Annotated in this window: 22 protein-coding genes; 10 read left to right on the top strand and 12 right to left on the bottom strand. The window is 69.5% G+C overall.

What is annotated here, in order from left to right; all coding sequences use genetic code 11:
- The first annotated feature begins 105 nt into the window (after positions 1–105).
- A complete protein-coding gene (locus ACLBKU_RS15295; RefSeq protein ID WP_410180421.1) occupies positions 106–2202 on the top strand; it encodes a prolyl oligopeptidase family serine peptidase in 2097 nt (698 codons plus the stop codon).
- A gap of 246 nt (positions 2203–2448) precedes the next feature.
- A complete protein-coding gene (locus ACLBKU_RS15290) occupies positions 2449–2694 on the top strand; it encodes a DUF1153 domain-containing protein (protein WP_410180420.1) in 246 nt (81 codons plus the stop codon).
- Positions 2695–2704: 10 nt separating this feature from the next.
- On the opposite strand, the gene ACLBKU_RS15285 is transcribed toward ACLBKU_RS15290, so the two are convergent.
- The 3 genes from ACLBKU_RS15285 to glmU are packed head-to-tail and all read right to left on the bottom strand — an operon-like array spanning position 2705 to position 4592.
- Positions 2705–2980, bottom strand: a complete 276-nt coding sequence (locus tag ACLBKU_RS15285; protein WP_410180419.1) for an HNH endonuclease — start codon at positions 2978–2980, stop codon at positions 2705–2707.
- Complete coding sequence (locus ACLBKU_RS15280; RefSeq protein ID WP_410180418.1) at positions 2977–3222, bottom strand: hypothetical protein; 246 nt, start codon at positions 3220–3222, stop codon at positions 2977–2979. The genes ACLBKU_RS15285 and ACLBKU_RS15280 overlap by 4 nt, the downstream gene beginning before the upstream one ends.
- Positions 3219–4592 (bottom strand): bifunctional UDP-N-acetylglucosamine diphosphorylase/glucosamine-1-phosphate N-acetyltransferase GlmU, encoded by a 1374-nt coding sequence (gene glmU, locus ACLBKU_RS15275; protein WP_410180417.1) that lies wholly within the window; start codon positions 4590–4592, stop codon positions 3219–3221. The genes ACLBKU_RS15280 and glmU overlap by 4 nt, the downstream gene beginning before the upstream one ends.
- A 60-nt stretch (positions 4593–4652) precedes the next feature.
- Between glmU and ACLBKU_RS15270 the strand changes: the two genes are divergently transcribed.
- The 3 genes from ACLBKU_RS15270 (at position 4653) to ACLBKU_RS15260 (ending at position 7057) form a co-directional block, all read left to right on the top strand.
- Complete coding sequence (locus tag ACLBKU_RS15270) at positions 4653–5348, top strand: HAD hydrolase-like protein (protein WP_410180416.1); 696 nt, start codon at positions 4653–4655, stop codon at positions 5346–5348.
- A gap of 126 nt (positions 5349–5474) precedes the next feature.
- On the top strand, positions 5475–6404 hold the full coding sequence (locus ACLBKU_RS15265) for an SDR family NAD(P)-dependent oxidoreductase (RefSeq protein WP_410180415.1): 930 nt from the start codon (positions 5475–5477) through the stop codon (positions 6402–6404).
- 344 nt (positions 6405–6748) lie between these two features.
- The gene (locus ACLBKU_RS15260; protein ID WP_410180414.1) at positions 6749–7057 is read left to right on the top strand and encodes a hypothetical protein; all 309 of its coding nucleotides are present in this window, start codon (positions 6749–6751) and stop codon (positions 7055–7057) included.
- Positions 7058–7508: 451 nt separating this feature from the next.
- On the opposite strand, the gene ACLBKU_RS15255 is transcribed toward ACLBKU_RS15260, so the two are convergent.
- The 4 genes from ACLBKU_RS15255 to ACLBKU_RS15240 are packed head-to-tail and all read right to left on the bottom strand — an operon-like array spanning position 7509 to position 10669.
- On the bottom strand, positions 7509–7874 hold the full coding sequence (locus ACLBKU_RS15255; protein WP_410180413.1) for a DUF2794 domain-containing protein: 366 nt from the start codon (positions 7872–7874) through the stop codon (positions 7509–7511).
- 8 nt (positions 7875–7882) lie between these two features.
- Entirely contained in the window at positions 7883–8662 is a 780-nt protein-coding gene (gene epsC / locus ACLBKU_RS15250) for a serine O-acetyltransferase EpsC (RefSeq protein WP_410180412.1), read from the bottom strand.
- 46 nt (positions 8663–8708) lie between these two features.
- Complete coding sequence (locus ACLBKU_RS15245) at positions 8709–9356, bottom strand: HdaA/DnaA family protein (protein ID WP_410180411.1); 648 nt, start codon at positions 9354–9356, stop codon at positions 8709–8711.
- A gap of 17 nt (positions 9357–9373) precedes the next feature.
- Positions 9374–10669, bottom strand: coding sequence for a heavy-metal-associated domain-containing protein (locus ACLBKU_RS15240; RefSeq protein WP_410180410.1), 1296 nt, complete (start codon positions 10667–10669; stop codon positions 9374–9376).
- A 70-nt stretch (positions 10670–10739) separates the two neighbouring features.
- Here ACLBKU_RS15240 and purM point away from each other — a divergent pair, with 70 nt between their 5' ends.
- From purM to ACLBKU_RS15225, 3 genes are all read left to right on the top strand, one after another.
- On the top strand, positions 10740–11861 hold the full coding sequence (gene purM, locus ACLBKU_RS15235; protein WP_410180409.1) for a phosphoribosylformylglycinamidine cyclo-ligase: 1122 nt from the start codon (positions 10740–10742) through the stop codon (positions 11859–11861).
- A gap of 110 nt (positions 11862–11971) precedes the next feature.
- Positions 11972–12937 carry a phosphoribosylglycinamide formyltransferase gene (gene purN, locus ACLBKU_RS15230; RefSeq protein WP_410180408.1) on the top strand — a complete coding sequence of 322 codons (966 nt, stop codon included), beginning with the start codon at positions 11972–11974 and terminating at the stop codon, positions 12935–12937.
- Positions 12937–14142, top strand: a complete 1206-nt coding sequence (locus ACLBKU_RS15225) for a sulfotransferase (RefSeq protein WP_410180407.1) — start codon at positions 12937–12939, stop codon at positions 14140–14142. Before purN ends, ACLBKU_RS15225 begins: the two co-directional genes overlap by 1 nt.
- 178 nt (positions 14143–14320) lie before the next feature.
- Here ACLBKU_RS15225 and ndk read toward each other — a convergent pair whose 3' ends face one another.
- Positions 14321–14743, bottom strand: coding sequence for a nucleoside-diphosphate kinase (ndk, locus tag ACLBKU_RS15220; RefSeq protein WP_410180406.1), 423 nt, complete (start codon positions 14741–14743; stop codon positions 14321–14323).
- A 158-nt stretch (positions 14744–14901) separates the two neighbouring features.
- Here ndk and ACLBKU_RS15215 point away from each other — a divergent pair, with 158 nt between their 5' ends.
- Positions 14902–15546: a hypothetical protein gene (locus ACLBKU_RS15215; RefSeq protein ID WP_410180405.1), complete on the top strand. Its 645-nt coding sequence runs from the start codon at positions 14902–14904 to the stop codon at positions 15544–15546.
- Positions 15547–15553: 7 nt separating this feature from the next.
- Here the strand turns inward: ACLBKU_RS15215 and ACLBKU_RS15210 are convergent, their stop codons facing one another.
- The 4 genes from ACLBKU_RS15210 to ACLBKU_RS15195 all read right to left on the bottom strand — a co-directional run bounded on the left by ACLBKU_RS15210 (position 15554) and on the right by ACLBKU_RS15195 (position 18184).
- Entirely contained in the window at positions 15554–16027 is a 474-nt protein-coding gene (locus ACLBKU_RS15210; RefSeq protein ID WP_410180404.1) for a hypothetical protein, read from the bottom strand.
- A 65-nt stretch (positions 16028–16092) separates the two neighbouring features.
- A complete protein-coding gene (locus ACLBKU_RS15205; RefSeq protein WP_410180403.1) occupies positions 16093–16527 on the bottom strand; it encodes a DNA polymerase III subunit chi in 435 nt (144 codons plus the stop codon).
- Complete coding sequence (locus ACLBKU_RS15200) at positions 16524–16676, bottom strand: DUF2256 domain-containing protein (protein ID WP_410180402.1); 153 nt, start codon at positions 16674–16676, stop codon at positions 16524–16526. The genes ACLBKU_RS15205 and ACLBKU_RS15200 overlap by 4 nt, the downstream gene beginning before the upstream one ends.
- Positions 16677–16717: 41 nt before the next feature.
- The gene (locus tag ACLBKU_RS15195; protein WP_410180401.1) at positions 16718–18184 is read right to left on the bottom strand and encodes a leucyl aminopeptidase; all 1467 of its coding nucleotides are present in this window, start codon (positions 18182–18184) and stop codon (positions 16718–16720) included.
- A 139-nt stretch (positions 18185–18323) separates the two neighbouring features.
- On the opposite strand from ACLBKU_RS15195, the gene ACLBKU_RS15190 reads away from it, so the two are divergent.
- Positions 18324–20633, top strand: coding sequence for an LPS-assembly protein LptD (locus tag ACLBKU_RS15190; RefSeq protein WP_410180400.1), 2310 nt, complete (start codon positions 18324–18326; stop codon positions 20631–20633).
- Positions 20634–20675: the final 42 nt, after the last annotated feature.

Below are 20675 nucleotides of genomic sequence, written 5' to 3'. Positions count from 1 at the left end.
CCTCCCGTCACCAAGGCGCATCCGCGAAAGCAACACGGCTTTCGCGCAAGGTCACATGGAGAGACGCACTTGAAACTCGCATCGGCCCTGGCCATTGCCCTTGCCATGACCACCTCCACCATCGCGCTCGCCGACGACGGCATTCCCGGCCCCGAGCAGGACCCCTACATCTGGCTCGAGCAGGCCCGCAGCCCCGAGGCGCTCGACTGGGTCGCCAAGGAGAACGCGCGCACCCTCGCCGCCTTCGAGGCCGACCCGCGCTATGCGCAATTGAAGGCCGAGGCGCTGGCGATCTTCGACAGCGAGGACCGCATCCCCTTCGTCTCGATCCGCCCCGACGGGCTCTACAATTTCTGGCAGGACAAGACGAACCCCAAGGGCCTGCTGCGCCGCACGAGCCTCGAAAGCTACCGCAGCGACAAGCCGGTGTGGGAGACGGTGCTCGACGTCGACGCGCTCGCCAAGGCGGAAGGCAGGGAGTGGGTCTACCAGGGCTCGACCTGCCTGCCGCCCGCGCTCGAGAAGTGCATGATCGCGCTCTCCGACGGGGGCGAGGACGCGACCGTGATGCGCGAATTCGACATGAAGACCAAGCGCTTCGTCGAAGGCGGCTTCGTGCTCGACCAGAAGAGCCAGGGCGGCATCCAGTGGATCGACGCCGACACGCTGCTGGTCGGCCGCGGCTTCGGCGAAGGCACGCTCACCGAGAGCGGCTACCCCTTCACCACCCGCGTCTGGAAGCGCGGCACGAAGATCGAGGACGCGCAGGAGATTTTCCGCGGCGAGCCGACCGACGTGTGGGCGGGCGCGACCCTGCTGCGCGACAACAAGGGCACGATCCACGCTCGCACCGCCTTCCGCGGGATCAGCTTCCACGAGAGCCTCTACTACGTCGAGAAGGACGGGAAGTGGCTCCAGCTCGAGCTGCCCAAGAAAGCCGCGCCCTACGGGATCGTCGACGGGCACCTCCTCATCTCGACCGACGAGGACTGGACCACCGGTGGTCAGACCTTCCCCGCCGACAGCCTGATCGCGGTGAACCTCGAGGAGTGGAAGAAGGACCCCAACGGCGCCAAAAAGACCCTAGTCTGGGCACCCGGCCCGAGGCAGACCAAGCAGGGCGGCGCGATCACCGGCTCCTCGCTGTTCGTGACCCTGCTCGACAATGTCGTCGGCAAGGTGCTCCAGTTCAATTTCGAGGGCGGCAAGTGGGTCAGCAAGCCCGTCCCCCTGCCCGACAACGCGACGCTCGGCATCGCCGCCTCCTCGGACGAGACCGACCAGATCATGTACACCGTGACCGGTTTCCTCGAGCCGACCACGCTCTACTACACCGACGGCAGCGCCGCTCCGACCGTTCTCAAGACCTCGCCCGCCTATTTCGCGCCCGAGGGCATGGAGGTCGAGCAGCACGAGGCGATCAGCAAGGACGGGACGAAGATCCCCTACTTCATCGTCAAGCCCAAGGGGATGAAGGCCGACGGCTCGACCGCGACGCTGCTCACCGGCTACGGCGGCTTCCAGATCCCGCGCCTTCCGGGCTACCTCGGCTCGACCGGCAAGCTGTGGGTCGAGAAGGGCGGCGCCTATGTGCTCGCCAACCTGCGCGGCGGGGGCGAGTTCGGGCCGCAATGGCACCAGACCGCGATCCGCGAGAACAAGCAGCGCACCTGGGACGACTTCATCGCCGTGGGCGAGGACCTCGTGAAGCGCGGCTTCACCTCGCCGCAGCACCTCGGCATCCAGGGCGGCTCGCAGGGCGGGCTCTTGGTCGGCACGGCCTTCACCCAGAAGCCGGAGCTGTTCGGCGCGGCGATCGTGCAGATCCCGCTGTTCGACATGCTGCGCTACCACCTGATCGGCCGCGGCGCCTCGTGGATCGGCGAATATGGCGATCCGCGCATCCCCGAACAGCGCGCCTGGATCGAGGGCTATTCGCCCTACCAGAAGATCGTTGCGGGCGTGGACTACCCCGCGCCCTTCCTGTGGGCCTCGACCGCCGATGACCGCACGCATCCCGCCCATGCCCGCAAGGCGGCGGCGAAGCTCAAGGCATTGGGCCAGCCCTACTACTATTTCGAGGACACCACCGGGGGCCACTCGGGCGGGGTCGACAACGACCAGCGCGCCAAGCTCCAGGCGCTGCAATTCATCTACTTGATGCAGCGACTGATGGACCCGGCTCCCGCGCCGGCCAAGTAGAAACCCGAGGGCACGGTGCAACCAGGAGGGGCGGCTTCCCACGCGGAAGCCGCCTTTTCTCGCGTTAGTGCCGCAAGGTAACGCGACTGCCCGTAAACCGAGCCGACACAAGCACTTCCATTCGTCGCAAGCCAGGCACGTCGCAAATCGTCAACGCGATCTTAAGATTTCGCGGTAGGATTTCGTTAACCGGCTCCGTCAACATTCGGGTCATCGCGGGCAATTCTTGCGACGAGGAGCACCACCGTGGCCTACCCGAGAAACGTGTCGATCGCCGATGCGATCAAGAGCTACTACCAGCTGCCCCGGACCCACCGCGTCCACTGGTCCAAGGCCCGCAAGGACCAGGTGGTGCGCGCGGTGCGCGAGAAGGCGATGAGCTTTCACGAGGCGCGCGAGCGCTACCTCCTGAGCCGCGACGAGTTCGAGCAGTGGGAAGCCGACTACCTCGCCAGCGGCGGCGAGAGCACGGAGCGGATGCAGGACGCCTGAGCCCCTGCGCCTAGCGCGTCGGCGCGTCGAAATCCGGGGGCTTGTTGCCGACCCAGGCGACGAATTTCGCGATCGCCGGGTTGGCGCGGATCGTCTCCGCGTTCTCGCCGATGCGGGCGAGCTCGTTGTTGGTGAAACTGGCGTGGATGGTCTTGTGGCAGATCGGGTGGACCGGGACCTTGACCTTGCCTTTCTTCGACTTCGGCACCGGGTGATGCCACTGGACGATGTCGCCCAGCGGGCGCTCGCAGAGCCAGCAGGTGAGGGTTTCGGAGTCGTCACTCATAACAGGTTGTAACTCTCGGTCAGCGCCCAGGCGAAAGCCCCGAATGCTGCCGCCTCCGGTAGCGCGATCCACCAGCTGTCCCGCCAGCGCAGCACCCGGCTTGCAGCGAACAGCGCGATAGCCACGCCCTGCTTGGCGCCGAACCGGTGCACGAAGCCTTCATGAGAGGGGATGTAGGGCATGACAAGGAACAGGGCGAGGAACAGCGCACCCACCTCCAGCAACCCGCGCAGCACCCTCACCCCTTCTTCTCCGCCGCCTTCTTCTTCTTCATCGTGTCGTGGAAACGGTCCGCCCAGCCGTCCTTCACGAGCTGCTCGGCGCGGACCATCCGGAGCTCGCCCGGAGCGACGTCGCGGCTGACGGTCGATCCCGCCGCGACGATCGCGTCGGCGCCGATGCTGACCGGGGCGACCAGCGCCGAGTTCGAGCCGATGAAGGCGCGCTCGCCGATCACGGTGCGATACTTGAAGTAGCCGTCGTAGTTGCAGGTTATCGTCCCCGCGCCGATGTTGGCGCCTGCGCCGATGGTGGCGTCGCCGAGATAGGTGAGGTGGCTGGCCTTGGCGCCCTGATGCATCACCGCGTTCTTCACCTCGACGAAATTGCCGACGAAGCTGTCCTCCTCCATCACCGTGCCCGGGCGGAGCCGTGCGAAGGGGCCGACCTTGACGCCGCTCGCGAGGCTGGCGCCCTCGATGTGGCTATTGGCGCGGATCAGCACCTTGTCGGCGACGCGCACCCCGGGGCCGAAGAAGACATTCGGCTCGATGGTGACGTCGCGCCCCAACACGGTGTCGTGGCTGAAGAACACCGTCTCGGGCGCGATCAGGGTCGCGCCCTCGTCCATCGCCTGAAGGCGCCGCGCGGCCTGCCAGCGCGCCTCGGCGGCGGCGAGTTCGGCGCGGCTGTTGATCCCGGCGACTTCGTCGGCGCTCTCCGCCACGATCACCGCGCAGGTCCTTCCGTCGGCGATCGCGATGTTGACGATGTCGGGGAGGTAGTATTCGCCTTGTGCATTGTCGTTGCCGACCCGCGCCAGCAGCGCGAAGAGGTCTCCGGCGCGCGCCGCGAGCAGGCCGGAGTTGCACAGGCGGCACGCCCGCTCGCCCTCATCGGCGTCCTTGAACTCGACCATCCTGAGGATGCGCCCCGCATCGTCGGCGATCACCCGGCCATAGGCGAGCGGGTCGTCGGGCTCGAAGCCGAGCACCACCGCGGCGGGGTCGTCCGCGCCGTGGAGCCGTTCGAGCATCGCGCGCATCGTCGCCGCCTTCACGAAGGGCACGTCGCCGTAGAGCACCAGCACGTCGCCCTCGAAGCCCGTGAGCGCGCTTTCGGCCTGCTGCACCGCATGGCCGGTGCCGAGCTGCGGCTCCTGGAGGCAGGTCGCCGCGCGCGCGCCCACCGCCTTCTCGATCTGCTCGCGCCCCGCGCCGACCACCACCGCGGTGCGCTCCGGGCCGAGTTCGGCGACGCTCGCCATCAGGTGATCGAGCATCGCCCGCCCGGCGATCGGGTGCAGCACCTTGTGGAGGTCGCTCTTCATGCGGGTGCCCTTGCCGGCGGCAAGGATGATGGCGGCGAAGGGGTGGCTTGTCGCGGTGGTCATGGGCCGAACCCTTACAGCAATTGCTTGCGGTTTGAAGTCGCATCGGCCACCGCGCGGGCCATGACGACCATCCCCTTCGACGCGATCGGCTTCGACCTCGACGGCACCCTGCTCGACACCTTCGGCGACCTCGGCAGCGCGGTGAACCACGCGCTGGTGATGGGCGGCTTCGAAGCCGTGCCGCTCGAGAGCTCGAAGGGCCTGATCGGCGGCGGGGCGAAGATGATGCTCGCCCGCGCTCTCGAGGCGCAGGGCGGGGTGCCCCCCGAGGAGTTCCGGCGGCTCTACAAGGCGATGCTCGCCTATTACGAGGGCCACAACGCGGTCCACACCGTCCCCTACCCCGGGGTCCGCGAGACGCTGGCCGGGCTCGCCGCCATGGGCGTGCGGATGGTCGTGGTGACCAACAAGTTCGAGGCCTTCGCCAAGAACGTCCTCACTCACCTTGAGCTGATCGACGCCTTCGCGGCGGTGATCGGCGGCGACTCGCTGGGCAAGGGCGAGGACGGCCAGTACCTCGCCAAGCCCCACCCCGCCCCGGTCCTCGAGGCCCGCGCCATCACCGGCGGGGGGAGCTTCGTCTTCGTCGGCGACTCCAGCTTCGACGGGCGCGCGGCCCGGGCCGCCGGGGTGCCCTTCGTCGCGGCCGCTTACGGCTACTGCGACGCGCCCCCGCACGCGCTCGGCGCGGATGCGGTGATCGATTCGTTCGGGGAGCTCATCCCCACCCTCGCCGCCCTCGCACCCGCCGCCTGACCCTACGGCATCGCGCGCTGTCAGTTCGGCAGTTGCAAGGGCCGCGCGAAAGTGCCACGCAGCGCGCCGCAGATTGGTTTACGCGGGCGTAAAGCGCGCCCCGGCGGACAACAGGAGAGAACACCCATGAGCATCAGCTTCAAGGACAAGGTCGCGATCGTCACCGGCGCCGGCGGCGGGCTCGGCAAGGCCTATGCGCTCGAACTCGCCCGGCGCGGCGCGAAGGTCGTGGTCAACGACCTCGGCGGCTCGCGCGACGGCACCGGCACCTCGGACGCGGCGGCGCAGGTCGTCGCCGAGATCGAGGCGGCAGGCGGCGAGGCGATCGCCAACGGTGCCTCGGTCACCGAATACGAGCAGATGGAAAAGATGATCGCCGACGCCAAGCAGAAGTGGGGCGGCGTCCACGTGCTCATCAACAACGCGGGCGTGCTGCGCGACAAGACCTTCGCCAAGATGGAGCCCGCCGACTTCGAATTCGTCGTCAAGGTGCACCTCACCGGCTCGGCCTTCGCCACCAAGGCCGCGTGGGAGACGATGCGCGAGCAGGGCTATGGCCGCATCCTGATGACCGCCTCGTCGACCGGCCTCTTCGGCAATTTCGGCCAGGCGAACTACGGCGCCGCGAAGCTCGGCCTTGCCGGCCTCACCAAGACGCTCGCGCTCGAGGGCGCGAAGTACAACGTGCGCGTCAACACCCTCTCGCCGGTCGCGGGCACCCGCATGACCGAGGACCTCTTCCCCGAGGAGGCCTTCAAGCTCTTCGCGCCCGAGAACGTGGTCCCGGCCGCACTGTTCCTCGTCTCCGAGGACGCGCCGACCAACGCCATCGTCGGCGCGGGCGCGGGCGGCTTCCACTCCTCGTGGACGGTGATGAACGACGCCGTGTGGCTCCCGGAAGGCGAGCGCACCGTCGAGGGCTTCGCGGCGCACTGGGAGGAGATCAGCTCCTTCACCAACCTGATCGCCCCGCAATCGGGCAGCGAGCAGTCGGGCAACATCCTGCGCGCGATGCAAAAGGTGACGGGGACCGGGCCCACCAGCGCGCGCGGCTGATCCGGCTTTTTCGCAACGGACAAGAGGAGGCCCGTTCCCGCGGAGGGGACGGGCCTTTCGCTGTGAAGCGGACAAAGCGGACACCCTGTCCGCTTTCTGCGCCCGCTCTTTTGTGTTTTTCTTCAGGTATTTACCCCCACTCGCGTGACGCGGACGGACAAGGGGGGCGTGGCGCGAGATCACGCGCCGGATTTGCAAAGGCCTCGTAGGCCGGGCAGAACGATGGGAAAGAACGCAGCGGATCGTAGCGGCTGGCGGGGCTGTAGGAAATGTCGGCAAGCCGCTTGCGACGCGCGGGAAGCTACCGTTGCGGACATGGAAGTTTTCATCGATGAAGGTGGCTCATGGACCTGAAGCCCTATTCTGCATCGAAGGTTCCGTCCAAGGCTCCTGAGCACTTCGTGCTTTTCTGGATCGGATTGCTGGCAGCTCTCTCGCTGGTGGTCGATTATGTGATCTTTCGTCACGAAGGTATCGAAAGCGCTGTTGGTGCGGCCGCGGAGCTCAGCCTGCTTTTCCTGCCCTTCTTGCTGATTTGGGTATTCCTGAGGTACCGGCGATTGAAAGCGGAGAAACGCAAGGTCGCGTTCTTCGAGCGACTGCGCGCCGGCTTGGAGGACGAAGACTCCTGTGCCAGCACTCATGGCAGCTAACCACCCACAAGCGGCCATGAGCAAAGGCAAAGCTCTTACCTGAAACCTGCCTCCGCCTTCGCTGGTGACTTGCCACGAGCCGTCAATGAGCCAGCGTCCTCTCATGGACATCACAACCCGTCGTCGCCCCGGACCTGATCCGGGGCTCGGCTTCTTCTGCCCCCGGGCCGGAAGAAGCCGAGCCCCGTGACGAGCACGGGGCGACGCTAGGAAAAGACTGGATCCCGCCGGTTTCGCGCCACCGAAGGAGACGGGCCGAGCCTGCAGAGCTGCCGTCTTCCCGGGCTTGACCCGGAATCCCGCTTCTCTTCGAAGGGAGATCGGACAGAGCCAGCGGGGCCCCGGGTCAAGCCCGGGGAGACGGTGGGAGGGTGGCGCCAACGACCGATGAGCAGCCACCGAAGCAGCGCGTCGAAAGCCGATCGCAGCCCTTGGCCGCACCTCGCCGAGCCTACTCCTCGACCGCCTTCACCAGCCGCCGTTCCATCGGCGCCAGCACGTTCGCGAGGTCATGCCCGCGCTTCAGCACCTGGCCGTGTTCGCCGAACAGGGTCCACATGCCCTGCTTGGCACGCAGGGCGGGGCGTTTCTCGATGCGCGCCTGGGGGCGCTCGGCGGTGCGACGGAAGGCGGCGAAGGTGGCGGCCTGGCGGGTGAAGTCCATCGCGTAGTCGCGCCACTCGCCCGCCGCGACCATACGGCCGTAGAGGTCGAGGATGCGCATCAGCTCGGCGCGCTCGAAGCCGACCTGATCGGCACCGCGCGCAGGAAAGGGGACCACCTGTCCCGGAAACCCCGGGGTCTGGGGTGCGGCCATCCGGGCGGTCAGTCCTTGGTCGCGCGCTTGCGCAGCCGCACCGCGGGCTCGACGTTGGGGCCGAGCGGATGGGTCGCGGGATCATGCGCCTCGGCCGCGACCGCCTCGCGCTCGGCGAGCAGCGCCTTCATCGCCGCCATCTCCTCGCGCATCGCGGCGACCTCGCCCTCGAGCTTCTCGATGCAGTCGCGGCGCGGGCGGCCCTGCTCGTCGCAGGGCGGATCGTCGCAGGGGGTGCCGTAGGGCACGAATTCGCGCATCCATTCCTCGGCCGGGACGAGCGTCGAGCGGGCCTTGATCCCGACCATCGTCGCCCCCGCGGGCACGTCGTCGGTGACGACCGCATTGGCCCCGACGCGGGCGCGCTCGCCCACGGTGATCGGCCCGATGATCTGCGCGCCCGAGCCGATGATGACATTGTCCTCAAGCGTCGGGTGGCGCTTGCCGCCCTTGCCGTTGGCGGGGTTGGTGCCGCCCAGGGTCACGCATTGGTAGATCGTGACGTTGTCGCCGATCTCCGCGGTCTCGCCGATCACGGTGAAGCCGTGGTCGATGAAGAAGTTCTTGCCGATGGTCGCGCCCGGATGGATGTCGATCGCGGTCAGCAGCCGCGAGAGGTGGTTGACCGCGCGGGCGAGGAAATAGAGCTGCGCCTCGAACAGCCAGTGCGCGATGCGGTGGAAACCCAATGCCCAGACGCCGGGGTAGAGCAGGATCTCCCAGCGCGAGCGCGGCGCGGGGTCGCGGGCGCGGACCGAGTCCAGATAGCTGACCAGTTGCTCGAACATCGCCCCTCCATCTTTCCCACCAAAGCGCAAGGATTGCAATCGCCTGCTACAGCAGACGCTGCTGCTCCGGACCGTGCAGGGCCTCGAGCGCCGCGCGCCATATAGACATGGTGGCCGGTTGCTGGCGTTCAAGGGAGATGCGGTCGATCGTCGCGACGAGTGTCTCGATCGCGGCGAAGCTGCGGGTGGTGCGCGGGACGAGATAGTCCGCCGCGCCCTCGGGCAGCGAGAGGCCGCGCGCCTCGGCGTGAGCGAGGATCAGCTCGGCCGCCATCGCGTCGTCGGGCGGCTGGATCGCGAGTTGCAGCGAGCCGCCGATGCGTGAGGCGAGGTCGGGGAGCGCGATGCGCCAGCCTCCCGCCTCCGCGTCGGCATTGGCGATCAGCAGAAGCGCCCCGCCCTCCTTGAGGCCGCCCTGCTGGACGGCGTTCCAGCGGTGGAACAGCGCGGTCTCCTCGAGGCTCTCGGCATTGTCGATCACCTCGAGGCTCTCGTCGCGCCCCCGCGCCCAGCGACCGAGCAGCGACTTGCCCGAACGCCGCGGCCCGGTGAGGACGGCGACGTGGAAGGGCCAGCGCGCGGGGTGCTGGAGCGCCTCGATCACCGCGGCGTTGGCATTGCCGATGACGATCCGTTGCGCCCCCGCCGGGGCGCGCGCCGCCAATGGCAGGGCAATCTGGGAGGGCTCGCTCATCGCCGCCGCCCGCCCGCTCAGCGGCTGATGGCGAGCGCGTTCGCCCCTCGCCGCACGCTGAACCCGCGCGCCTCGAGCGCCGCGGCGAGCTCCTCGAGCGAGCCCGCATAGCTCACCGCCATCACCGAGGTGCCGCCGATCGCGGTGCTGGTGACGCCCACGCCGCGCACCCCGCCGGTGCCGCGCACCGCGCCGAGCGCGCTGTCGAAGGCGCCCGCATCGGGGGTCGCGAACTGCACCGTGATGAGCCGCACCTGCACCGTCTCGCCGGGCTCGATCCCGGTCACCGGCTGCGCCTCGATGCGCGGCACGAGCCCGCCCGCCGCCGCCGCGGTCTCGGCGGCGCGGCGGGCCTGGGCGGCGCGGCCGATTTCGATGAGCTGCTGGATCGCCGGGTCGATCTGCCCGCCCCCGCCAAGGCGCAGCGTGGGATCGGGGCGCAGCTTGCCGGCGTTGAGCGCGGCGGTGAAGATGCCGTCGAAGCGCTCGACCGCCTGCGAGAGCATCGCCGGCAGCGCGTCGGGGTTGTCGGCGGTAAGCGTGAAGCTCTCGAGCGGCCGGCTGTCGGGGCCGTAGCGCGCGGTGAAGGTGCCCTTGACCGGCCCGCCCGGGAACTGGTGCTCGAGCCGTGCGAAGGCCATCAGCACGTCGGTCGCGCCATACTGGTCGAGCGTCGTGCGCCACCATGCGCGGCTGCGGCGGGTCGCCTGGCCGAAGTTCACCAGCAGCGAATCCCCCCCGCCGCCGTTGAGGCGCACATAGTCGATGCGGCTCGCGCCCGGGTTGAACTCGGCCCAGGCGCGCTGCCAGGGGTTGCGCTGCTCGAAGGTGATGTAGGCCCCGGCGCTCTCCTCGACCGGGATGAGCAGCAGCGGGGCCGAGCGGCTCGCCTGCTGCTGCCCGCCGAGATAGCCGCTGGCGCGCTGGCGGTCGAACACCACGCCGAGCGTCGCGATGTAGCGGCGCGGCCCCAATTGCTCGCGCTGGATGACGATCGCCAAGACCAGCCCCTCGAGCTGGCCTTCGGAGAGCTGCGGCCCGCCGAGCTTCGCCCAGGCCTGCTTCTGCGCCTCGCGCCAGCCGTTCGCCCGCGCGTCCTCGGCGCTCTTGCCCGGCACGTCGACGGTGATGTTCCTGACCTCGATATCCGAGCTCGCCGCGGTCGGCGCGATGCCCCGATCGCCCGCGACCTGCGCGAGCAGCGCGAAGCCGCCGCCGAGCAGCGCGAGCGCCATCGCCGCGCCGCCGAGCCAGCGGCGCGTCGCTCGCGAGGGGGCAGCCGCAGGGCCGGAAGGGGAAAGCGTGGCGCTCATCGGGAAAAATCGCCTGTCCTTTGCCCAATGGCGAGTGGAATTCCAAGCGCGAAAGGCTATGGGCACGTGCATGACTTCGGGGACAAACGACGAGAGCGCGCCGCAAGGCCCAGGCTACACCTATGCCGATGCCGGCGTGTCGATCGCGGCGGGCAATGCGCTGGTCAAGGCGATCGCCCCCTTGGCGAAGGCCACCGCGCGGCCCGGCGCGACCAGCGAGCTGGGCGGCTTCGGCGGGTTCTTCGATCCCAGGGCGGCGGGTTACACCGATCCGCTGCTGGTCGCGGCGAATGATGGCGTGGGCACCAAGCTCAAGCTCGCGATCGAGCATGACCGGCACGATACCGTCGGCATCGACCTCGTCGCGATGTGCGTCAACGACCTCATCGTCCAGGGCGCGGAGCCACTGTTCTTCCTCGACTATTTCGCTTGCGCGCAGCTCGAGAACGGGGTCGCCGAGCGGGTCATCGCGGGCATCGCCGAGGGTTGCAAGATGGCCGGCTGCGCGCTGATCGGCGGCGAGACGGCGGAGATGCCGGGGATGTATGCGCCGGGCGACTACGACCTCGCCGGCTTCTGCGTCGGCGCGGTCGAGCGCGGCGAGCAGCTGACCGGCGAGAAGGTTGCGCCGGGTGACGTGCTGCTGGGGCTCGCGTCGAGCGGCGTCCACTCGAACGGCTATTCGCTGGTGCGCAGGCTCGCGGCGGACAAGGGCTGGAAGCTGAACCGACCCGCCCTGTTCGACCAGGACGTGCTGCTGATCGAGGCCTTGATCGCGCCGACCCGCATCTATGTCGCGAGCCTCCTGCCGCTGATCCGCGCAGGGCTGGTCAACGCCCTCGCCCACATCACCGGAGGCGGGCTCCTCGAGAACATCCCGCGGATCCTGCCCGAGGGCGCCCACGCCCATGTCGATGCCGACCTGTGGCCCCAGCCGCGGCTGATGGCCTTCCTCCAGGCGCAGGGCAACATCGAGCCCGAGGAAATGGCGCGCACCTTCAACTGCGGCGTCGGCATGGTGCTCGCGGTGTCCGAGGACAGGGTCCCCGAGGTCACACAGCGGCTCGAGGCGGCGGGCGAGACCGTGTTCCCGGTCGGCCGCATCGAGGCGGGGGAGAAGGGCTGCACCGTGCGCGGCTCGGTCGAGACCTGGGCGGGCAAGAGCGACTGGAGCGCGACGCATCTGGGATAACAATTTCCGTTCGCCCGGAGCTTGTCGAAGGGCCGTCTGTCCTTTCTACCTCGCAAAAGAAGAACAGTGCTTCGACAAGCTCAGCACGAACGGGAGGAGAGTGCAGCGCGATGACGGATAAGACGAAGATCGCCGTCCTCATCTCGGGCGCGGGGACCAACATGGCGGCGCTCGTCTATGCGAGCCGCATCGCCGACGCGCCTTACGAGGTCGTGCTGGTCGCCTCGAACGACCCCGCCGCCCCCGGGCTTGCTCTGGCGCAGGCCGAGGGGATCGCGACCTTCGCTCTGCCGCACCGCGGCATGACCCGCGAAGCCCACGACGCGGCGATGGAGGCGGCGGTGCTTCAAGCGGGCGCGGACCACATCGTGCTCGCGGGCTACATGCGCATCCTCTCGGACGGCTTCGTGGAGCGCTGGGCCGGCCGGATGCTCAACATCCACCCCTCGCTGCTGCCGCTCTACAGAGGCCTCGACACCCATGCGCGCGCGATCGCTGCGGGGGACAGCCACGGCGGGACTTCCGTCCACCTCGTCACCCCCGAGCTCGACGCGGGCGAGGTCCTCGCGCAGCTCAGGGTGCCGATCGTTCCCGGCGACACGCCCGACACTCTCGCCGAACGGGTCAAGCTCGCCGAGCACCAGCTCTACCCGCGCGCGGTGGCCGATTACGTCAGCCGCTGGCGCGATCCGGTCCGGCTACTGGACAGGGTGCGCGCCCTCGCCCTCGCTCTCCCCGAAACCGACGAGCGCGAGAGCCACGGCAGCCCCGGCTTCCGGGTCGGCGGCGAGAAGGGGGGCAAGTTCTTCGCCTACTTCTCCGACCAGCACCACGGCGTCGCCCACATCGCCTGCCTCGTGCGCACCGGATCGATGGACGAGCTGCTCGCCCTCGTCGAGGACCAGCCGGAGATCTACTTCAAGCCCGCCTATTACGGCGCGAGCGGGTGGGTGGGGATCATCCTCAACCGGCCGGGCGTCGACTGGGACGAGGTCGCCGAATGGCTCGCCCGCAGCTGGCGCAGCGTCGCGCCCAGGCGCCTCACCCGGCTGATCGACGCCGCGGACGCCTTCTGATGGCGCGGCGGCGCGAACACCTGCTCGCGCGCGGGCCGCTGGCGGAGAAGGCCAACGATTTCCTCGGCAAGGCGTGGGAGCGCGGCTGGCTGCCGCCGCCGGTCCTCGAGGCGGACGCGCTGTGGGCACTCGCCGCGCGGCCCCACGGCGCGAAGGCGGAGCGCGTGGAGCAGGGCGGGCGCTCCCCCGAGGACGTCGCCGATTTCCGCGAGCGGCTCGCCCGGCTGATCGCCGCGCTGGAGGCTGAAGCCGATCTCAACCCGCTGGGCCGGGCGATGGCCTGGGGGCAACTGGCGCGGGTGGTGAAGAACCGCCTTGCCTTCGGGGCATTGTGGCTGGAGCGGCCCGAGCTGCTCGCAACACCCCTCGCCCCGCCGATCATCGTCATCGGCCATATGAGAAGCGGCACCACGCGCATCCACACGCTGCTCGCCGCCGATCCCGCGCACTCGCACACCCGCTATTGCGATGCCTATCACCCCGTCCCGGCGCGCTTCGGGATGAAGCGGGTGAAGGCGACCATGGAGCTGGCGATGCTCGGCCTGCTCAATCCGTGGATGCAGTCGATCCACCCGATGGCGCCGGCCGCGGTCGAGGAGGAGCTGGCGTGGATTTCCGCCGCGCTTCACCACTCGATCTACGAGAGCCAGTGGCACATCCCGAGCTATTCCGCGTGGAGCGAGGCGCGCGGGTCCTTGCCGATCTACCGCGAGTTCCGGCGCATCCTCCAGACCGACGCGGCGCACCGGGGGATCGCGGGCAAGCCCCGCGTGCTGAAAGTCCCCGCCTTCGCCGAGGACCTCGCGACGATCCTCGCGCTGTTCCCCGACGCGCGCCTCGTGATCGCCGAGCGCGAGCACGAGGCGGTGCTCAAGAGCGCGGTCAGCCTCGCGGCGAACCAGATGGCGATGCAGTCGGACACCTGCTGCCTCGACGCGATCGAGGCGCGCTGGCGGCACAAGATCGCCCTGCGCGATGGCCGGATGGCCGAGGCGCTCGCGGGCTGGCACGGCCCGGTCGCGCGCGCGGGCTTCGACGACCTCAACGCCGATTGGGAGGCGGCGATCGCGCGGGTCTATGCCGAGCTCGGCCTCGCGCTCACGCCCGCGGCGCTGGCGGCGATGCGCAAGGTGATGGCGGCGAGCGAGGGCGGTCACCACCACGCGCATGCCGAGCAGTTGGCGCGGTTTGCCGAGAAGGCGTGAACCTCCGATCCGTTCGTCCTGAGCTTGTCGAAGGACAGTCTTTCACTTCCGAGTTTCGCACGTGTCTCGGAAGGAAGTGCAGCCCTTCGGCAAGCTCAGGGCGAACGGTTCTTGAGAAATGCGAAGGGCCGCCTCCCTTGCGGAAGACGGCCCTTCGCGTTTCGCCAGCCGGTGAAACTTACCCGACGATTTCTTCCGGCTTGAAGAAGAAGGCGATTTCGATCGCGGCGTTCTCCTCGCTGTCCGAACCGTGGACGGTGTTCTCGCCGATCGACAGGGCGAGTTCCTTGCGGATCGTGCCCGGGGCGGCGTCGGCCGGGTTGGTCGCGCCCATCACTTCGCGGTTCTTCGCGACGGCGTCCTCGCCCTCGAGCACCTGCACCACCACCGGCTCGCTCATCATGAATTCGACGAGCTCGCCGAAGAAGGGGCGCTCCTTGTGGACCGCGTAGAAGCCCTCGGCCTGCTCGCGGGTCATGTGGATGCGCTTGGAGGCGACGACGCGCAGGCCGGCTTCCTCGAGCATCTTGGTGACCGCACCGGTGAGGTTGCGGCGGGTGGCATCGGGCTTGATGATCGAGAAGGTGCGGGTGACCGCCATGATATGCTCCTGTGAACGTCTTTTATGGGGAGGGGGTTGTTGGCCGCGCCCCCTAGTTGCTGCGGTGCAAAAGCGCAAGGCCGTCTCCGCGCGCGGGCATTTGCCGGGGAGCGGCGACGTGGTATGCCGCTCGCCGAATTCATCAGGGGGGGACGATCATGCAGGACGATCACAAGCTGTCACGCCGCCATTTCGCCGGGGTCGCGCTCGGCGCGGGCGCGCTCATCGCCGGGGGCGGCATCGCGCGGGCGGCGGCCCCGGCGCTCACCGCCGGAGGCCCGCTCGGGCCGTTCTACCCCATCCAGCGACCCGGCGACGACGACTTCGACATGACGATGATCAAGGGCCGCAAGGGACGCGCGCTCGGGCGGGTGATCGAGGTGACGGGCCGGGTGCTCGACGCCAAGGGCAACCCCGTCCGCGGCGCGGCGCTCGAGCTGTGGCAGTGCAACGCCGCGGGGCGCTACGCCCATCCGGGGGACGTCGCCAAGGCACCGCTCGACCCCAATTTCCAGGGCTTCGCCAAGCTCGTCACCGGGCCGAGCGGCGAGTGGCGGGTGCGGACCATCAAGCCCTCGGGCTACGACAGCCCGATCGGCTGGCGCACCCCGCACATCCACTTCGACATCAAGGGCCGGCAGGCGCGGCTCGTCACCCAGATGTATTTCGCCGAGGATCACGCGACCAATGCGAAGGATGCGCTCTACAATGAATTGGGCGAGGACGCGGTGACGGCGATGGCGCAGCAGCAGGCGGCGGACGCCGACAAGTATCGCTGGGACATCGTCCTGTTCGAGAACTGACCGCCGATCAGCCCGAGACGAGGATCTGCCCGCTGGTGGGCGGGCCGCTCGTCGCGGTCACCGACAGCTTCGCCCCGTCGCGCGCGCGCTCGCCGAGCAGCAGGTGCGAGGTCGCCAGCGCCCGGTCGAGGGTGATGGCGAAGCCGGCCGCCTCGGCCTGGTCGCGGAAGTGTGTGATGACCGCGGCGGCGGGCGCTAGGGTCTCGAAAGTGACGAGCGCGCCGCTGCCGCCGGCCTGCTCGAAGCGCGAATTGGCCGTGACCGTCGCGCCCTCGGGGAGCGTCAGCCCGTCGGGCAGGCGCACCGGCAGTGTCGGACCCGAGCGCAGGGTCGCGGGGCCGTCCTCATGGGGGATCACCATGTGGAGCTCGCCCGTCGCCGGATCGACCGAGTGGACCGCCTCGGGCGCGGGCTCGGCATCGCCCGCCGCGTCGCAGCCGGCGAGCATCAGCCCTGCAATCCCCGCAATCCCCCAGCGCATCGGCGACCTGCCCCCGGTGTGACGACGCGGGCATCATCCCGCATCCTCGCCGGGGCCGCAAGCGGTCAGCCTTTCCTGACCCAGCGCCCCGCTTCCTTTTCGTAATAGGCCCGCTCGACGCCGTCGCGCCCGTCCTGCGCGCGCCACGCTTTGCGGGCGGCGGGGGCGAGATCGGGGGGGAACAGCAGGAACACCCGGGCGAAGCCCTCGGCCTCGCGCCAGGTGCCGTCGGCGAGGATCAGGTGGCTCGCACCGTTAGCGGCCTGCGGCTCGGGGGCGAGGAGAATCGGCTGGCGCTCGGCCCCCGGCGCGCCGGCCTCGCCGTTAGCGAGGAAGCTCTCCGGCCCGGCCTCCCACAGCGCGCGCGCGATGGCGGTGCGGCGCTCGGGCTCGGCGGCGACCACCAGCACCCGCTCGCCCTGCCCGAGCGCGCGCTTCGCGATCAGCGCGACGACCTTCTCGAGCGGATCGTCGGTGACCTGCCAGAAATCGAGCTTCACGCGGCGCCCCCCTTCCCCCTGCGGCAGCGGTCGGAACAATACTTCACGTTGTCCCAGTCCCGCTCCCACTTCTTGCGCCACGCGAAGGGCAGCCCGCAGGCAAGGCAGGTCTTGGTCGGCAGGTCGGATTTGCGACGCATCTTTGGCATTTCCGGCCTACCGCTTCGCTACTTGAGGCCGGAAATGCGGATCAACCCTCGACCACATCCCGTACGAACTGATCGAGGAGGCGCACGCCGTAACCCGTCGCGCCCTTGTCCCAGGTCGCGCCGGGCTTGTTCGACCAGACCATCCCCGCGATGTCGAGGTGCGCCCAGGGGGTGCCTTCCCTGACGAAGCGCTGGAGGAACTGCGCCGCGGTAATCGAGCCGGCCTCGCGCGGGCCGATGTTCTTCATGTCGGCGATCGGCGAATCGATGAGCTTGTCGTACTCGGTGCCGAGCGGCATGCGCCACAGCTTGTCGCCGCTGGCCTTGCCCGCAGCGGTCAGCTGCTCGGCGAGGGCGTCGTCATTGGCGAACATCCCGCCGTGCTCGTTGCCGAGCGAGATGATCATCGCGCCGGTCAGCGTCGCGAGGTCGACGATCCGCGCCGGGGCATACTGTTCCTGCGCCCAGTGGAGCGCGTCGCACAGCACGAGGCGGCCTTCGGCGTCGGTGTTGAGCACCTCGACGGTCTGCCCGCTCATGGTGGTGACGATGTCGCCGGGGCGCTGCGCCTTGCCGTCGGGCATGTTCTCGACCAGGCCCATGACGCCGACGATGTTGGCCTTGGCTTTGCGGGTGACGAGCGCCAGCATCGCCCCCGCAACGGCGCCCGCCCCGCCCATGTCCCACTTCATGTCCTCCATCCCCGGCCCGGGCTTCAGGGAGATGCCGCCGGTGTCGAAGGTCACGCCCTTGCCGACGAAGACGGTCGGCTTCTCGCCCGACGCGCCGCCGTTCCAGCGGATCGCAAGCAGCTTCGATTCCCGCTCCGAGCCCTGCCCGACGCCGAGCAGCGCGCCCATGCCGAGCTCGGCCATTTCCGCCTCGCCGAGCACGGTGATCTCCGCGCCGGTGCCCGCGAAGGCCTCCTCGCAGGCGGCGACGAAAGTCGCGGGGTAGAGGAGGTTGGCGGGCTCGGCGACGAGGGTGCGGGTGAACTCGACCCCCCGGGCGACCGCCGCCTCGCGCTGCCACGCGGCCTCGGTGCCTTCGGGCGCCCCGGCGACGTGGACCGTGGTCAGCGAGGGCTTCTTGTCGGCGGCGAGGCGCGTGCGATACTTGTCGTGCCGCCACCCGCGCAGGCGCAGGCCGAGCAGCACCGCGGCGGCCTCGTCGGCCGAGAGCGCGGCGTCGCTGAGGTCGAGCACCAGCGCGGTCTCCCCCGAGACGAGGTATTTCGCGGTGAGCGCCGCGCCCGCACGCTCGAGGTTCGCCCGGCGCTCGGCCGCAGTGCGGTCCCCCGCGCCGACGAAAGCATTCCGCCGAAGCGTGGCGTCGGTGTGCGTGAAGCCTTCGAACAACTGCCCGACGCGGCCGGCAAACTGCGAAGCGGCCGCGCCTTCCGCCAGGACGCTGACTGCGTCGAGGTTGCCCAGCCCTGCGCCCTGATTGACCACCCGCGCGTGAAGTCGAACGTCGGCGGGGGCGGCGGCGGTGAAGTGGATCTGCATGGGGACTCCGGACGAGGCAAAGGGGTCGGGGGGCTGCCGACACGCCGCTGACGGGGCGCTGTGCACCTGCGACAAGCCGCGCGCGCCGGCGGCGCAATGGCGATTGCGATTAGGCGCGAGCGGTGCAATAGGCAAGGCCATGTCGGGAGGCTCGCCAGTGGACACGCGCAAGGCCGCGGACCAGCACCTGCGCCTGCCCGCGCCGGGCGGCATATCGCTTGTCGCCCTTGCGTTCGCCCTCACGACCGGCGCCGCGCCGCTCGCCGCGCAGGAGCGCCCGCCGGTGGCGATCACCGCGATCGCCGATGCCCCCGCGCCCGCCCCCGCGGCGGACAGCAGCGCCGGACGCAAGATCGACTTCGAGGCGAGCCAGCTCAGCTACGACAACGAGGCCGAGACCGTCACCGCCACCGGCGACGTGATCCTGCGCTCGGAAGACCGCTCGGTGCGCGCCGATGCCGTCACCTGGGATCGCAAGACCGGCAAGATCCTCGCCACCGGCAATATCCGCATGGTCGACGAAGCGGGCAACCAGCTCTTCACCGACCGGGTCGAGCTCACCGAGGAGTTCGACACCGGCGCGATGGGTGAGCTGCTGATCGCCCTGCGCGCCGGGGGCCGCCTCGCCGCGCGCTCGGCGATCCGCAATGCCGACGGCAGCGCGGCGCTCACCGATGCGGCCTATTCGGCCTGCCCGGTGGTCGACAGCCAGGGCTGCCCGCGCGAGCCGAGCTGGCGCGTCACCGCGCGCCGGGTGATCTACGACCAGACCACCTCGCGGGTGCGCTTCGAGGGCGCGACGCTCGAGCTGTTCGGGGCGCGCATCCTGCCGCTGCCCGGCCTCGCGATCCGCACCGACGGGGGCTCGGAAAGCGGCTTCCTCGTTCCCGACGTCCGGATCACGCAGGTCAACGGGTTAGAGGTCTCGGGCGAGTATTTCTGGCGCCTCGCCGACAACATGGACCTGACGCTCGGGGCCTTCGTCTTTTCCAACGCCGCGCCGATGGCGAGCGCCAAGTGGCGCCACCTGACCGAGAAGGGCGCCTACCAGGTCGGCGGCTACGTCACCTTTTCCGACCGCGCCACCGACTTCACCGGCGGCCAGACCTTGAGGAGCGACCCGCGCGGCTATTTCGACGCCAACGGCCGCTTCCAGTTCTCGCCCGACTGGAGCCTCACCGGCTCAGTCCGCCTCGCCAGCGACCGCACCTTCCTGAGGCGCTACGACATCAGCCGCGACGACCGGCTGCGCTCGACGATCAACCTCGAGCGGATCACCGACCGCTCCTACCTCTCGATCGCCGGCTGGGCGACGCAGACGCTGCGTCTGAACGCCGAGCAGGGGCAGGTGCCGCTGGCACTCCCCGCAATCGACTACCGCCAGAAGATCGGCGACAAGATCCTGGGCGGCGACCTGATGCTGCAGGCGAACTCCCTCGCCCTGCTGCGCAACGACGGGCAGGACACCCGCCGCGCCTTCGCGGGAGCGCAGTGGGACCTCAAACGCCTCACCCCGCTCGGGCAGGTCGTGACCCTCACCGGCCTCGTGCGCGGCGACGTCTACAACACCGACAACATCCTCGCGACCGGCACCCCGAGCTATCGCGGCACCGAGGGCTGGAGCGCGCGGGGGATCGCCACAGCCGCGCTCGACATCGAGTGGCCCTTCGCCGGCAAGGCTTTCGGGGGCACGCAGGTGTTCAAGCCGCGGCTGCAATTCGTCGCCTCCCCCCGCATCCGCAACCTGGACGTCCCCAACGAGGACGCGCGCGCGATCGACCTCGAGGATTCGAACCTCTTCGCCCTCAACCGCTTCCCCGGCTATGACCGGGTCGAGGACGGCAGCCGCGTCACCTGGGGCGTCGACTGGCAGATCCAGCGCCCCGGCTGGCGGATCAAGACCACCATCGGCCAGTCCTTCCGCCTCGAGCGCCCCCGCCCCGGCCTCTTCCCCGAAGGCACCGGGCTCACCGACAAGGTCACCGATTTCGTCGGCCGCACCGAGATCCGCTACCGCAACCTCGTCAGCTTCACCCACCGCTTCCGGCTCGACAAGGACAGCCTCGCGATCCGCCGCAACGAGATCGACGCGACGCTCGGCTCGCGCCAGACCTATCTCGAGGTCGGCTACCTGCGCCTCAACCGCGACATCGCCACGGTCGAGGACCTGCGCGACCGCGAGGAGGTGCGCGCCGCCGCGCGCGTCGCGATCGGGCCGCGCTGGTCGGTGTTCGGCTCGGGGGTGTTCAACCTTACCGACGAGGAGGAGGACCCGGTGTTCCAGCCCGACGGCTTCCAGCCGATCCGCACCCGCCTCGGCGTCGCCTATGCCGACGACTGCATCGAGTTCGGCGCGACCTGGCGGCGCGACTTCATCGATGCGGGCGACGCGCGGCGCGGGAATGCCTTTCAGGTGTTCTTCGCCCTCAGGAACCTTGGCTTCCGCTAATCCCCGCCCGCCCGCGCCGTTTGATTGGCAGGGCGCGCAAAT

Origin of the sequence: Erythrobacter sp. NE805, from assembly GCF_046452355.1 — a bacterium.
Classification (GTDB): Bacteria; Pseudomonadota; Alphaproteobacteria; order Sphingomonadales; family Sphingomonadaceae; genus Erythrobacter.
Note: the sequence above shows the minus strand (reverse complement) of the source record. Positions and strands in the feature narration are given on the sequence as shown.